The sequence below is a fragment of the Halalkalibacter sp. APA_J-10(15) genome, from assembly GCF_023017105.1.
Lineage (GTDB): Bacteria > Bacillota > Bacilli > Bacillales > Bacillaceae_D > Halalkalibacter.
In genome coordinates, this window is sequence record NZ_JALKEV010000005.1 from 38,177 (window position 1) to 53,854 (window position 15,678).

Genomic DNA, 15,678 nt, shown 5'->3' on the forward strand with positions numbered 1-15,678 from the left:
TACTGAAAGAAACAACAAAGGTTAAGGGGATAATCTTTTTCAAAACTAGTTACATGTGAGGAGAAGATTATGGAAAGAAATAGACTCCACTATTTAGATAATCTAAAAATACTGTTAGCTATTTCGATTGTTACAGTGCATGTTGCTCTTGCTTATGCTCCTGATATTTGGTGGTTTTTTAAGGATGAAACAGAAAATACAAGACTTTTCGTTTATTATCAGCTGATTAATCCAATTGCGATGACGTTGTTTTTTTTGTTATCAGCTTATTTCTTACCTTATTCATTTGATCGAAAAGGTATGTCTATGTTTCTAAAAGAACGATTTAAACGTATTGGATTGCCATTTCTACTAGGCGTGTTACTTATTATCATTCCTCTCCATTTTTTTTATCATTTACAGTTTAGAAATTGTGGATATGAGAACATTTGGGATTATACCGTAACCATTTTCTTGGGAATAGGAGGAGAGCAAGGAGTTTGTCAAGATCGTTGGTTAACGGTATGGCCTGACTTGAAAGTAGCTCACTTTTGGTTTTTACAGCATTTACTTATCTATGCAGTATTTTATGCCTTTTTTCGTTATATTCAACAAAAATATTCCTTTTCGCTCACACAAAAAAAGCTTGCTCCTAAATCGAATCACATATTATTACTTATTGGTTTACTGAGCGTACTAACCTTTATTCTTAGGATTTGGTATCCTCTTGATTATTGGGATGGCTTTTTAGGGGCAATTCAGATTGAATATGCAAATTGGCCAAAATATATCAGCTTTTTCTTAGTAGGACTGATTGCTTTTCGAATGAACTGGTTACAGGAATTCCCTACTAGGTCTGGATTTCAATGGCTTCTTTTCGGAGTGATTTTACTTGTCTGTTCATTTGTTTTTGAACATTACTTTACCTTTGTTTTAACGCCAGGTGGCTTTAATTTGGCTTCAATGGTTTGGTCGATATGGGATTGTACGATGACTACTTCACTTTGTATTGGACTCATTGTGTTGTTTAGGGAAACACTTAATGGAACGGGTAGACTGATAAGGTGGCTATCTGCTAATACATATGGTGTTTATATATTTCATGTTCCTGTTGTCGCGATCATTCAATTTCTGCTCATTCAGTTACCAGTACCAATACTCGTGAAAGTATCAATTGAAATGATACTAGGTATCCTTTTTAGTTTTGCGTTTAGCTTTGCTATCCGACAAAGTCGATGGGTACGAAAAGTGATATGAGTGATAAATGAAAACATTTTAGAAAAAGATTATCTTTTTTTTCGAGAAATGATAGGTTTTTCAGTTACTCTAACGTTAAAAGAGGAAAATGATGGGAAGGTGTGGAGATATGCGAAAAGGAATTGAACGTTATGCGAAAACAACATATCAATTTCGCTGGGGGATTGTCGGTATATGGATCGTGTTTGTTATCTTCTGTGCATTTTTTGCAATGCAAATCAATGATTTATTGACAGGGGGAGGTTGGGCTGACCCTGAAGCTGATTCTACTAAAGCCTATGAGTTAATGATTGAACATATTGATGGTCGAGATGCTACTTCTTTAACACTTGTTTTGACACATGATGAGCACGAGGCGGGTACTGAAGAATATACTGAAATGCTCCAATCGGTATCCAGTTTGTTAGAGGATGAAGAAACGATTAGTAGTGTCGACACTTGGAATGATGTATCTCCAGAGCTTCAAGAGCAATTTTTAGGTGAAGATGGACGTACTAGCATTGGGTTTATTGGTATGAACATAGATGAAGGATTTGCTCAGAAGGTATTACCAGATATACAAGAGAGATTAGTCGAATATGTCGAACCGTTTGGTTATGAAGCATTTATTTTAGGAGCTCCAGCATTTTGGGGTGAAACAACGAAATTGAGTCAGGAAGGCTTGGAGTTAGCTCATTTATATGCTTTTCCTATTATATTACTTGTCTTAATATTGGTATTCCGTTCTTTAGTATCTTCGGTTATGCCATTAGTATTAGCTGGTTTTTCGATTGTCTCAACATTAGGGTCATTGTACTTTCTTGCTGGACAAATTGAGCTATCTGTTTTTGTTTTAGATTCTGCTTTAATGTTAGGAATTGGTGTTGGAATTGATTTTGCTCTCATCTTTGTGAAACGATTTAAAGAAGAATTGGAAAAAGAGGGAGAAAACGTTATTCGTGCATTGTCCAATACATTTCAACATGCAGGACACTCCATTCTATTTTCTAGTATTACGATTATCGGTTCAATGGCAGCGATTCTTTTTACAGACATTTCAGCGGTTCGCTCAATTGCTTTAGGGGTCATGGCAGTTGTCTTCTTTTTAATGCTTACAACACTTACGCTATTACCTGCACTATTATCCATTTTAGGTCATAGAATAAATGCTCTAAGAGTGCCATTTTTCAAAAAGAAGGAGAGTCAAGTTCAGCATGGGCTCTGGTATCGTTTGTCACATAAAATTATGCGGCGTCCTGTTATTTATTTAGTTAGTACGGTTTTGTTTTTATTAGTTATCGCGTTCCCTGCTTTAGAATTAGAAGTCTCCACACCGGATTCACGGATGCTTCCAGAATCAACACAAATTCGACAAGGTCTCAGTCATCTACAGAATGAGTTTGGTGTTGGGTTTGCTTCTCCTATTCATGTTGTGATTGAATCTGAAGAGGAGTCCCTTGTTTCAGTGGAGAACTTGGATTATATTGCTGAATTAGAGCTGATGATCGAATCAATTGAACATGTCGATGAAGTATCATCGTTTCTATCTTATTTCCCTGATGTGGATCAAGAAACCATTCATCTAATGTTATCAGAGCAAAGGGATGAATTTCCTGAGGATGTTTCACAAATGATGAGTCGCTCATTAAGTAAAGATGCAGGAATAGCTGTCATTGACGTCATTACAAATGATTATTCATCTAGCGATACGAATAGAGATATTGTAGAGGGAATCAGAGATATATTGAGTACATCGAATGAGTCGATTCAAATGTATGTTGGAGGCGAAACAGCTGAAGGGGTAGATACATCAGCCTCTTTAAATAGTGCACTAATACAAGTATTAGTGTTCACACTTATTTTAATTTTTATTATTTTGACGATCACATTCAGAAGTATTTTATTACCATTAAAAGCGATGTTAATGAATGTGCTATCATTAGGAGCGACTTACGGGATACTTGTGGCTTTCTTCCAATGGGGATGGGGGTCCAGTATTTTAGGATTTGGTGATTTCGGTTTCATTCAGAGCTTTATTCCGATATTATTATTAGGTTTATTATTTAGTCTGAGTACTGATTATGAGGTGTTTTTATTATCTCGTATACAGGAAGAATATGAGAATGGGAAATCAAATGAAGAGAGTGTGGCATTAGGTTTAGAGCAAACAGCCCCAATGATATCAGGTGCTGCACTAATTATGATCGTAGTATTTGCGTCTTTTGCCTTTGCTGGTGTTCTTCCGATGCAACAATTAGGTTTAGGGATGGTTGTGGCAATTGCTCTAGATGCTACCATTGTTCGACTCTTATTAGTACCAGCGACAATGAAGCTATTAGGCGACTGGAACTGGTGGTTCCCGGGTAGAAAAAGAAGATCCCAAACAGGATATTCCGAAAGAAAAGGGGAAGTATCTTAATGGTGATTAGCTCTTGGATATGACGAAAGTGTTTAGTCTTGAATGGACATTGTGCGAACCTAGCGGATGAAATATACGTAGACGGCGGGATGAAAAGCAAAGGTGAGACCCCACAGTGCCCTCGCGCAGCACGAAAAGGCTCACTAGCTTCCCGCTGAAAGCGAAGTATATTTCAGGAGTTGTTTTTGTATGCACCTCAATGTGTTTGTGCGGGCTCTATTTGATTAAAACACTCGTCTCAATGGGTTGAACAGCAAAGGAGGACACCTATGTCAATTCGCTTAAAATTATTAATCTCGTATATATGCATGATTCTCATACCCATTGTACTAGTTATTTTATTTTTACATTTACTGTTTCATTTATTTGTAGGCAATATTGAAGAAATGAGACATTACTATCATGTGGAAAAGACTTTTTTTGATGAAGTGCTTAATGACGATCTCCCAATCTATATAAATTTACAAAATTATACTAAGGAAGATCCAGAACTACTGAGAGATCCATATTTTTTAGAGCAATATGAAGAGCAATTAGATAAGAGAAGGACCGTGCTTGTCGTTAAAGAAGAGGAGGATGTGATCTATCAATCGGGAAGAGTAGAGGATGAACTTCTTGTTAGCTTGTCACACGAATCTGAAGTTCTTAAAGCTTCTAACAATCAGCAAGGCTTTATAAATACAGACATAGGAACTTGGCTGTATACGACAACCAATTTTCATTTTACAGATGGGACTGAAGGCTCTTATTATCTAATTCTTGATATTGAACCAGTATATTCATTTGTCCGTACTGTTGTCCCTGCCTTAGTCATTATCTTTCTATTAGCATTTATGATCACAAATGGAGCTTTAACGTATGTTGTCTCGAAGCATATCATTGATCCATTGAAGGCTCTTCATCAGGCTACTAATCGAATCAAAAGTGGTGATTTGCAGCATTCTATCTTTGTAAAAAGGGATGATGAAATAGGGGAGTTAAGTCATGCATTTGAGGAAATGCGCATACGTTTAAAGGATTCTGTGGAAAAACAAGTGAAATATGAACATAATCGAAAAGAGTTAATTAACAACATTTCACATGATTTAAAAACACCTATTACTTCTATAAAGGGCTATGTAGAGGGGATTTTAGATGGGGTTGCTGACGATCACGATAAGCTTGAAAAATATTGCAAAACGATTCAGGCAAAAGCTATTCACATGGATCGCTTAATTGATGAATTATTACTTTTTTCCAAGCTGGATTTAAATAGTGTCGCTTTTCATTTTGAGAAAGTTGAGATAGTAGAGTTTATTAAAGTCTTACTCGAAGAAATGAAGTTGGATTTTGAAAAGCAGAATATTCATGTGAAGTTTGAGAGTTCATTAGACAAAGGTGAGTGTATTAGAGCGGATAGAGACAAACTAGAGCGGTCTCTTAGAAATATTTTATCTAATAGCTTGAAATTTCTAGATAAAGAACAAAAGGAAATTATGATTTCTTTAAAACGGACGGATCATAACATTAGCATTATGATTAAGGATAATGGGCAAGGAATTAAAGAGCAAGACTTGCCTAATGTATTTAAACGTTTTTACCGTGGGGACAGCTCAAGAAATACAGAACATGGCGGAAGTGGCATTGGATTAGCTATTGTGAAACAGATCATTCAGGCACATGGTGGGAAAGTATCGATTGAGAGTACTTATGGTGAAGGGACGTCCTTTTTTGTAACTTTGAACGTTTGGGAAGAAGGAGAGGACTTAAATGGGGAAGATATTAATTATTGAGGATGAGTTGAGTATTGCTGAACTACAAAAAGATTACCTTGAGTTAAATGGGTTTCAAGTCGATATTGAAAATGACGGAGAGTCTGGATTAAACCAAGCACTAAAGCACCATTATGATTTGATTGTACTTGATTTAATGCTACCAGGTATGAGTGGTTTTGATATTTGTAAGGAAATTCGTCAGTCTAAGGAGACGCCAGTTCTGATGGTTACAGCTAGAACGGAAGAAATTGATATTATCCGTGGACTCGGTTTAGGGGCGAATGATTATATGAAGAAGCCCTTTAGCACAAATGAATTTGTGGCACGGATTAAGGCTCAGCTAGACCGCTATCGCTGCTTAAAAGGAGAAAATAAAAAGGGGAAATCTGAAATTCGTATAAGAGATTTAGTCATTGATCAGTTATCGAGAAAGGTATATGTTAATGAAAATGATGTTTATTTCAGAGTGAAAGAATTTGAACTTCTGTTCTATATGGCATCTCACCCTGGTCGTATTTTTACAAAGGATGAGTTATTTGAACAAATTTGGGGCATGGATGCCATTAGTGACAATGCGACAGTAACGGTTCACATCGGTAAGATAAGAGATAAAATAGCTCAACAGTCTACTAGCTATGAATATATTGAAACGGTTTGGGGCGTAGGCTATCGTTTTAATGCGTAACTTATGTGGCTGCATGTTTAATAGATTTAAGCAAATGGCGCAAATTTTCGTCATCTTTGTGGGTGGGACTAAGAATGGGAAAGACTTGTTGAGAATCAATGTGTGGAAACATTCGTTTTAATGAATGTGCTATCACACCTCCTGGGCTTAAATCAATGAAATAATCTGAAGTAAGGTTTGTAGGACGAAATCCTTTTTCTAACTGAATGGGTTGACGAAGAACATTCCAAAAATGAAGCTGTGGATGATCAAAATGCTCATTTGACGAACTTGAAAGAAAAGGTATTTTTGGCGAATGGAACGATAGAGAGTGTAAATAAGGTACGAAATAATCCTTAATTCGATCCATTTCTTGAGTATGAAAGGCGTACTGAACAGGAAGCGATTGATAAGGAATTTTATTAGCTTTTAATTGCTTTTCCACAAAAAGTAGGTCGCTATGCTCGCCAGCGACGATGAAATGTGATCCGTCTCCTTCAGAGATAAGCGTACTATGATTGGATAAAGAGTATTTTTGATAAAGGTCAGGTTGAGCGATAATAATGAGCATTCCCCCTAGTGAACAATGCTTTTCAATTAATTGAGCCTGATAAATAACAGCTTCAAGTGCTTCATTTAGATTGAGCATTCCAGTAATAGCTGCTGCTACATATTCTCCTAAACTCATTCCAATGACTTTATTTGGTTGAATTCCGCTTTGAATTAACAATTGAGCTAGTGAATATTCGACCATAAAGATTGCCGTATGTGTGTGAAGTAATTTTAAAAAAGGTTGAGGCTTTATCGTATACAGTATATCGACAATTGAGATGCATAGTTTCTTTTGCACTAGTCGATCTAATTCTGTTAATGTCGCTCTGAAAGTAGGGTAATGCTCTATTAATTTCTTTCCCATTGAAGGGAAATGAGAGCCTTGACCAGCGCAAGTAAAAATAATGGAGGAAGACATAAAGTAACCTCTTTTCATATTGATTTACTTGTAGGATACACGTTCAGCAATAACTTTTCAATGTTTAAAAGGTTTATAATTTTAAGGGAAGTAACGAGGTGACAAGGTGACTGCAACAATAAAGAAAATAACGATGGTGGGCTTTATGATTTTTGGTATGGTTATGTTTCTTCTTTTGGTCATTGGTCTATATTTAGATATAAGTCGATTCGATGAAACGAGTGGAGGTTATGAGCCGCCGTATGAAAATTATTCTGGTAATCCAATTGACTTTAGTGCATTAGATGAGTCTAATGAAGGAATTGTAGGAAGAGGATATGTGATGAATTTTCATTTAAATTGTACGACTGGAATGATTGGATTTGAATTGTATGGACAGCAAATTGATTATCGGGTTGTATCTGAGAGAGCAATTGTTGTTCACCAGCCGAGGGAAGCGTGTATGGAGAGAGGTTTTTCACCAGAGTTTTAATGAATTTACCAATATGGAAGTGGTTAAATGGAAATTTATGCATTGAAATTAAATAACGCGCTTTCTGATTCGTTGTTTGCCCAGCTACTCACATTGACATCAAGTACTAAGCGAAATCGGATCAATCGTTTTGTAAATAAATCGCATGCAGAGGTTACATTAATGGCAGATGTACTACTCAGGTTTTTGTTAGCTAGAAAGTTAAATATAGCGTTAGAAGATATACACTTTCAGTACAATCATTATGGGAAGCCGTTACTACGTGATAGAGAAAATATTCACTTTAATATATCGCATTCAGGAAATTGGATTGTTTGTGGCATTGATGACGTACCAATCGGGGTAGATATTGAGCAGGTCAGACAAATTGACGAAGGAATTGCGAAACGTTTCTTTTCAACTACTGAATACGTTTGGTTGCAATCCAAAGCAGAAGCAGATAGGGTACGTTATTTCTATTTAATTTGGACAATGAAAGAGAGTATATTAAAAAATATTGGTATCGGACTCTCAATGGCAACGGACTCCTTTTCTATCGAATTAAAAGAAGGTCAATATCATTCTACCCTCGATCAAAATCTACAATTTAAACAATTTAATATTGATCCCACGTATGTAACATCTGTATGTTCAAAAAATAAGATGTTTCCTCCGTATGCACAGATTGTTAAGCTAGATGAGTTATTACAAAAGGTGATTCGATAGCAATAAAGGGCAATAAAGGTATGTGGTCGTAATAAGGGAATTTAGCATATTACCTTAAAATCTGTAAGTTTAAGGTCAAGTTAGTCTTACTGGAAACAAAAAAAGCATTTGTATGAAATGAAAATTAAATCAACGAACATATTAAATAAAAATGCGAATTTATAAGTTCGCATTTTTTTAGCGTATGCATCTTAACAAATCAACTATCGTGTTTTATTTTATTATTATTATTATTTTTTGCTCCTTTCGGAAGGTGTGAGGCTTATCCATTCTTCACATTGTTTTGAAAAACAACAAAACCTTATAAAAAACAATAAATAAAAAAGATTTAAAGGAAACGTTGAAAAGACGTCGAATGGAAAGTCTTAATTAAGCTCCATGGTCATCATATTTGTCTTGAAAACTCATAATCTGATAGTAGGTTTGTCTTGAAACTCTTACCACTTATCGACCTTGCAGTCTGATTGAAGTGGAGATTCCTAAGAAAATCCGTGTAACCACCGATTATTTATTAGGTATCCCCGTAGTTCCTACGGTTATCGTATTGCTTCATTACGAAGATTGATACTTGCGTTAAAATCTCAATTATGATGGGTGTTGCATTCTGGGCAATCCCACTCACGCAATGCAAGGTTCTTAACGTCTTTGTTTTGGTAGCCACAGCAAGAGCAAGCTGATTGGAAGGAATACAAAGCAAAATGGTATGGAAAGCAAGTTGTAACGGTTGCGAAGAATTTTTCACCGCCCACTCATAACAGGAGCGTATGTTCCTGTTATGCCATGATCATCATTTTTTGGGGGAACTATTTCAAAAATTGAAATGGTCGGGTAATTGAGATGGCAAATACCATCCCTTGTCCGAGGCGATTCATATCCACCCTACTGCGTTTGAGGATGGAGTCTTCTCGCCTAAAACGATAAAAAAGAAGGTGATGAGATGCTGACTAAGCTGAAGTCTTATTACGCTAACCTTAGGATCAAGTATAAGATGTTGTTCCTAATTTCAGGTGTGACACTTGCCTTTAGTACAGGTGGACTTTTTATTTTGCAGTATGCATTTAATACTTATAATGAGGAAATTTACCGACAATCTGCTCAGACGTTAGCAGTTTCGCTAGGATCAATTGAAAATGAGTTAATAAAAATGGAGAGACTTTCTTTTCAGATGTCCACTGACTTACAAATTCAAGACTCGTTACGCATTTTAAACAGCGATCGATCTGATTATGAAAAATTTATGTCAAGTACCGATTTAAGAAAGCGCTTACTTGATGTAGGTGCATTAAATCAATATGTGCTCTCTCTACAAGTTTATGATCTTGACAATCGTGAAATGGCATCTGGAAATCAAACGGTTGCGGTTTCTGAGGACCGCTTATACAGGTTGAAGACGGAAGCAACGAATGAACATGGTGGGCTCAAATGGGTTTTACCTAATGAAGAGGATCCTTCATTGATTATTGCGCGTGAAATTCGTTCTTATTCCCCGCTAAGTCTTTCCCTTCATTCGTTAGGTATGGCAATGGTTCGTTTAGATATTGAAGCGCTTGTTTCTCATTTTTCTCATAGTGTAAGTGGTGATGGAGCTAATTTGATGATTCTTGATGAACATGGGGATTTTATTTATCCTCTTCATTCGCCTTTTTCTGCTCATTTCCTTAACGGACAAATACACGGAGACAACGGTTATCATTTAATGAAGGCTGAGGGAGAACGTTATTTTGTGACGTATCATCAATCGAATCGCACAAATTGGATGTATATGATTGTTACACCGTATAGCAATTTGTTTGAGGCCATTACAGCAGTTAGAAATGCAGTGATCGTCACATATAGCCTCCTTTTTATCGTTGTGCTCTTTATAGGAACACGATTTGTTAGAAGTATTACGAATCCAATTGAACATTTAAATCGCAAAATGAAATGGATTCAAACGGGTGATTATAACATGTTAGAGACTGATTATTTGAAGTTTCCTCAAGATGAAACAGGGCAAATGCATGAGAATTTTAAACAAATGATGAAACAAATTGAGTTTCTCATTTCTGAAAATTATAAAAAGATATCGATCATCAAAGATACAGAATATAAAGTGTTACAAGCACAGGTTAATCCTCATTTTCTGTACAATACGTTGGATTCAATTAATTGGGAAGCGAAAGTGAAAGGGCAGTTTCATATTTCAAAAATGGCAGAGTCATTAGGCTTTATATTGCGATCCTCTATTAATGTTAAAGAAGCACTTATTCCACTTGAACAAGAGTTGAAGATCGTTGAAAGTTATACAACGATTCAAGCTTATCGATTTGAAGAACGTTTACATTTCGAAATGAATGTTGCTTCTGAATTGTATTCGTGTAAGGTTCCTAAATTTATCTTACAACCACTCGTAGATAATTCGATTAGGTATGGGCTTCAACAAATGATTGGAACTTGTATCATCACTGTTTCAGCGAAGTCAAAAGGCGAGTGTATCTTATTTACAGTAGAGGACAACGGAATGGGCATGGCTGGCCAGCTTTTAAACAAAATCAAAACCTGGGATTATGAATCGCAAGGAAATGGAATCGGATTGAGGAATTTACAAGAGAGGATAGTGGCATTATTCGGAGATGAGTATGGAGTATCGATCGATAGTGAAGTTGGTAAAGGAACAAGAGTAGAGGTTGTATTACCAATGAATGGGGGAGATCGACATGTACAAAGTATTGTTAGTCGATGATGAACGGATGATTTTGGAAGGGATTTCATCTATTGTAGATTGGAAAAGTCAAGGTGTGACGTTAATTGGAGCAGTTAAAAATGGAATGAAAGCACTTGAATTTATTAAGAGGGAAGAGCCACATATTGTTATTACCGACATTACCATGCCTGGTTTAGATGGATTACAGTTAGTTGAGAGAGGCTCAACTCTATATCCGAACATTAAGTGGATTTTATTGTCAGGCTTTAATGAATTTCAATATGCGCAAAAGGCGATGCGATTTGGTGTGAAGCACTATTTATTGAAGCCATGTAATGAGGAGATCATTTCAAAGGCGATTAGAGAAACTGTTAAAGAAATCGAAGTGTCTACACAGGAAGCAAACCCTTCTAGAATTAAGGAGTTTTATAACGGAATAAATGATATCACTTTAAACGAAGTAACGGCACCATTTAGTGAAGATGATAGTGAATTATATCGTTATGATGAACAAAAGCTAGTTCGTTTGTTAAAGTCTAAAAATATCAGTCAAGCTGTTGATGAAATTGTAAATATGGTGGATCGAATAAAAAGCATACAGCTACACCCTAGTTTAGTGAAATCATACTTTACACATCTTTATTTATCTCTTGTTAAAAAAAGTGTCTCTTTTTCAAGTAAAGAACGAATTCGAGCAATCGTCAAAATGGAGGAACTTGAAACGATAGATGAGTTTGTTCTTTTTTTTCAGGATTTCTTCACGCGTTTCCAAACGTTAAATAATCAAGTGAAAAAAGAGTATCCTTCCGAAGTTATACAGAACATGCTCATGATTGTTGATGAAAAATTAGGAAACCCTCAATTGACCTTGCAGTGGGTGGCTACGAACGAGCTGTACATGAATGCGGATTATTTAGGGAAGCTCTTTAAAAAAGAAATGAAGGTAAAATTTTCTTCCTATGTAACGAATAAACGGATAGAAAGAGCGGTTGAAATGATTGAGTCAGAAGGAGGGATTCGAGTATGCGAATTAGCTGAAAGACTAGGTTTTGGTGAGAACCCGCAATATTTTAGTCAACTTTTCAAAAAAATTACAGGGTTCACTCCTTCAGATATTATGAAATATTCGTAATGATTAGGATGTTCTTCTAAGCGTTTGCTTTTAAGGACATCTTTTTTTTGTATTAGAAATTTATCAAGGAGTGTATAGGTGAAGACACTGCCTCTTTTTTTTAAAAGATCAGAATGTATAAAATTTGATAAAGAAAATGTGAGAAGAACCGAAGAAGAGAGCGGGACCATTCAATGAAGAGCGTTGGCTTCGCTCGTTACGCGTTTTTCTGACAGAACCTCACTTTCATATAAAATAAACCCGTTGTAACGGCTCCACACAACGCTAATAAGAAAAGGTATATAATGAAAACCGTTTCTCATCATGTCTAGTTTTTGAACAAAGATGTCTGTTTTTTATCTAATGCTTTCGGAAAAGTCAATGTTATAGTTGATTTGTAATCGCTTTCAATTATAAAAAAGGAGGGTTTATTCAATGAAGAAATGGTTTGTTTTATTGATTGGATTCATGTTGATGGTAATGCTTGTTGCTTGTGGAGACAGTAATGATGATGCAGCAGTTGAAGCAGATGTTGATGAGGACAATGGAGCTGTCGCAGAGACTGACGATGATGATACAGCAGTAGAAGAACAAGAGGATATTACATTAAGAATTGCATGGTGGGGTGACCAACCGAGGCATGAATTAACAAATGAAGTCATTGAAATGTTCCAGGAGCAAAATCCTCACATTAAGATTGAGCCTGAGTATGCGGGCTGGGATGACTATTGGCAACGACTAGCACCACAAGCGGCAGCTAATGAACTGCCGGATATTATTCAAATGGATTTATCTCGTATTACACAATATGCAGATAATAATCAATTAGCGGATTTAACACCGTATATTGGCGAGCAGATTGATGTGTCAAATATTGCAGATACAATTGTTTCAGGTGGAGAAGTGAATGATGGAATTTATGGGTTTAACCTTGGAGTTAATGCAGTTGGTTTTCATTATAATCCAGCTCTTTTAGAAGAGCTAGGGGTAGATGAAATCCCTGAAGATTGGACGTGGGATGATTATAGTGAAATTTCGGAAAAAGCAGCTGATGCAGGCGTTTATTTTGATACAGGTATGAAAGCAGATGTGTTCTTCCACTACTACTTACGTACACATGGACACTCTTTATATGGAGCAGACGGTGGATTGGGATATGACGATGATCAATTATTTATTGATTTCTTTACTATGGTGACAGATCAAGTTGAAAAAGGTCTTACACCGACACCAGATTATTTAGCACAATTAAGTGGTTTTGAAGATGACCCTGTTGTAAAAGGAGAAGGGATTTGGCAATGGTCCAATCAGTTTGTTGGACTTCAGCAAGTCGCAGGTGTGCCGTTTAACATGCATCCAATGCCAGGGCCTGGGGCATCTGATGGTTTGTTCTTGAAGCCTAGTATGTATTTCTCCATTGCAGAAAACTCAGAGCATAAAGAAGCAGCAGCTCAATTTATTGATTTTTGGGTAAATGATATTGAAGCAAACAAAATCATTTTAGGAGATCGTGGAGTTCCGGGCTCTTCTGCAGTGAAAGATGCATTAGCGAGCGAGGTATCTGAAGCGCAAGCAGCCATCTTTGAATATATTGAGTGGGCTGAACAGAACAGCTCGGATATGGGACCACCAGATCCGGCAGAGGCAGGACAAATCATTGACTTGCTTGATAATTTAGCAGAAGAAATGGCGTATGGTCAAGCAACGCCAGAAGATGCTGCTGATCGCTTTAGACAGCAAGCAGAAGGTATTTTGAATTAATGATGTGAAAGAGTTGTCATTAAAGACGACTAAATAGAAGGCACTGAAGGAGTAAACAGCTTACTCCTTCAGTGCCATTATTAACAGTTGATTTACTCAATTTTTATACAGAGAAAGGAGATGAGTACATGAATACTCGGCTAAAAGAAAACATCGATGTACCGCCGCAAAAGAACTTAAATCTACGGCTAAAAGAGAACTTGTGGGGGTATTTCTTTATCTCTCCATTTATTATTGGATTTTTAGCCTTTACGATCATTCCAATGAGCTCATCACTTTATTTTTCATTTACTCAATACAATTTGTTTGCACCTCCTGAGTGGATAGGGTTTGAAAACTTCACAAAAATGTTTACAGACGATGCAAGATACATCCAGTCATTAACGATTACATTTATTTATGTATTTGGTGGAGTTCCGTTGAGGCTAGTGTTTGCTCTTCTCATTGCGATGTTATTAAATGCCGGTTCGCGTGCAGTCGGTCTTTATCGGACGATGTATTATTTACCATCTCTAATTGGAGGAAGCGTAGCCGTAGGGATTATGTGGCGAAATATTTTCGGAGATGACGGGATCGTAAACTTAGGGCTTCGTTTCTTTGGACTAGATGGTATTGCATGGTTTGGGAATCCAACAGCAGCCTTATGGATGCTCATCTTTCTATCGGTATGGCAATTTGGATCCTCCATGTTAATTTTTCTAGCAGGGCTAAAATCAATTCCAATCAGCTATTATGAAGCTGCGAGCGTTGATGGTGCCAGCTTTCTTCAGAAGTTTAGATCGATTACATTACCGATGTTAAGCCCGGTGATTCTATTTAATTTGATCATGCAAACAATCGCAGCCTTTATGACGTTTGTTCCTGCTTATATTATTTCAAAAGGAACCGGCGGACCGTTAGATGGAACATTGCTTTACTCACTGTATCTCTTTAAGCAAGGATTTGAATACTTCAACATGGGGTACGCATCAGCGATGGCATGGGTGATGCTAGTGATTATTGGTATTTTAACAGGTTTAATCTTCTATACTTCTAAATATTGGGTGCATTATGAATCAGAAGGAGGGAAGTAGCAGATGAATAAGTTTACTCCAAAATGGTTTTTGTATCATCTGTTAGTAGGTGGCTTTGCGATCCTCCTCCTCTATCCAGTTATATGGTTATTAATGAGTTCCTTTAAAGTGAGTGAGCAAATTTTTATTACGGCTGATTCACTTATTCCGAGACCTTTTATCTTAAGTAACTATGTTCAAGGCTGGGAAGGGTTTGGTGGTCATCATTTCGGTGTTTTTATTAAAAACACAGCTGTTTTCGTTGTGCTAACACTAATTGGACATTTAGTCTCTTGTGCTCTGATTGCATACGGGTTTGCTAGATTGAAATTTGCTGGGCGGTCATTTTGGTTCGGGGTGATGATTTTTACGTTGCTACTACCGTATGAAGTCGTCATGATTCCTCAATATATTATTTTCTCAGAGCTTGGATGGTTGAATTCTTTGAAGCCGCTAGTTGTACCAGCTTACTTCGGGCACCCATTTTTCATATTTTTACTTGTTCAATTTATTAGAACGATACCAAGGGAACTGGATGAAGCGGCGACGATTGATGGGTGTAATACGTTCCAGATTTTCTATCGAATCATTCTTCCTCTCATTACACCAGCATTAGCGACGTCGGCCATATTTTCATTCTATTGGACATGGGATAACTTACTAGGACCTGTCCTCTATTTGAATAGTCCTAGTAAATATACGGTTTCGCTAGCGTTAAACATGTTCTTAAGCAACGAAACGGTTTCTAACTGGGGAGCGATGTTTGCGATGTCGATTTTATCACTTGTTCCAGTCTTTCTTGTGTTCTTTTTCTTCCAACGTTATGTCGTAGAGGGGATTAGTACAAGTGGGTTAAAAGGGTGATGGCTGGA

The 15,678-nt window shown here is 36.7% G+C and carries 12 protein-coding genes; 11 read left to right on the forward strand and 1 reads right to left on the reverse strand.

What is annotated here, in order from left to right; all coding sequences use genetic code 11:
• Window positions 1–69 precede the first annotated feature (69 nt).
• The 4 genes from MW695_RS07355 to MW695_RS07370 all read left to right on the forward strand — a co-directional run bounded on the left by MW695_RS07355 (window position 70) and on the right by MW695_RS07370 (window position 6,073).
• Complete coding sequence (locus MW695_RS07355; RefSeq protein WP_247104555.1) at window positions 70–1,236, forward strand: acyltransferase family protein; 1,167 nt, start codon at window positions 70–72, stop codon at window positions 1,234–1,236.
• Window positions 1,237–1,345: 109 nt separating this feature from the next.
• Window positions 1,346–3,634, forward strand: coding sequence for an MMPL family transporter (locus MW695_RS07360; protein WP_247104556.1), 2,289 nt, complete (start codon window positions 1,346–1,348; stop codon window positions 3,632–3,634).
• A gap of 269 nt (window positions 3,635–3,903) precedes the next feature.
• On the forward strand, window positions 3,904–5,406 hold the full coding sequence (locus MW695_RS07365; protein ID WP_247104557.1) for a sensor histidine kinase: 1,503 nt from the start codon (window positions 3,904–3,906) through the stop codon (window positions 5,404–5,406).
• The gene (locus tag MW695_RS07370; protein WP_247104558.1) at window positions 5,384–6,073 is read left to right on the forward strand and encodes a response regulator transcription factor; all 690 of its coding nucleotides are present in this window, start codon (window positions 5,384–5,386) and stop codon (window positions 6,071–6,073) included. Before MW695_RS07365 ends, MW695_RS07370 begins: the two co-directional genes overlap by 23 nt.
• Before the next feature lies 1 nt (window position 6,074).
• Here MW695_RS07370 and MW695_RS07375 read toward each other — a convergent pair whose 3' ends face one another.
• Window positions 6,075–7,022 (reverse strand): acyltransferase domain-containing protein, encoded by a 948-nt coding sequence (locus MW695_RS07375; RefSeq protein WP_247104559.1) that lies wholly within the window; start codon window positions 7,020–7,022, stop codon window positions 6,075–6,077.
• A 106-nt stretch (window positions 7,023–7,128) separates the two neighbouring features.
• On the opposite strand from MW695_RS07375, the gene MW695_RS07380 reads away from it, so the two are divergent.
• The 7 genes from MW695_RS07380 (at window position 7,129) to MW695_RS07415 (ending at window position 15,670) form a co-directional block, all read left to right on the forward strand.
• On the forward strand, window positions 7,129–7,494 hold the full coding sequence (locus MW695_RS07380; protein WP_247104560.1) for a hypothetical protein: 366 nt from the start codon (window positions 7,129–7,131) through the stop codon (window positions 7,492–7,494).
• 27 nt (window positions 7,495–7,521) lie between these two features.
• The gene (locus tag MW695_RS07385) at window positions 7,522–8,199 is read left to right on the forward strand and encodes a 4'-phosphopantetheinyl transferase family protein (protein ID WP_247104561.1); all 678 of its coding nucleotides are present in this window, start codon (window positions 7,522–7,524) and stop codon (window positions 8,197–8,199) included.
• 988 nt (window positions 8,200–9,187) lie between these two features.
• Window positions 9,188–10,921, forward strand: coding sequence for a cache domain-containing sensor histidine kinase (locus MW695_RS07395; protein ID WP_247104562.1), 1,734 nt, complete (start codon window positions 9,188–9,190; stop codon window positions 10,919–10,921).
• A complete protein-coding gene (locus MW695_RS07400; protein WP_247104563.1) occupies window positions 10,896–12,014 on the forward strand; it encodes a response regulator transcription factor in 1,119 nt (372 codons plus the stop codon). The genes MW695_RS07395 and MW695_RS07400 overlap by 26 nt, the downstream gene beginning before the upstream one ends.
• Before the next feature lie 414 nt (window positions 12,015–12,428).
• Window positions 12,429–13,754: an ABC transporter substrate-binding protein gene (locus MW695_RS07405; RefSeq protein WP_247104564.1), complete on the forward strand. Its 1,326-nt coding sequence runs from the start codon at window positions 12,429–12,431 to the stop codon at window positions 13,752–13,754.
• A 128-nt stretch (window positions 13,755–13,882) separates the two neighbouring features.
• Window positions 13,883–14,827, forward strand: a complete 945-nt coding sequence (locus tag MW695_RS07410) for a carbohydrate ABC transporter permease (RefSeq protein ID WP_247104565.1) — start codon at window positions 13,883–13,885, stop codon at window positions 14,825–14,827.
• Between the two features lie 3 nt (window positions 14,828–14,830).
• Window positions 14,831–15,670 carry a carbohydrate ABC transporter permease gene (locus MW695_RS07415; protein ID WP_035347025.1) on the forward strand — a complete coding sequence of 280 codons (840 nt, stop codon included), beginning with the start codon at window positions 14,831–14,833 and terminating at the stop codon, window positions 15,668–15,670.
• Window positions 15,671–15,678 lie beyond the last annotated feature (8 nt).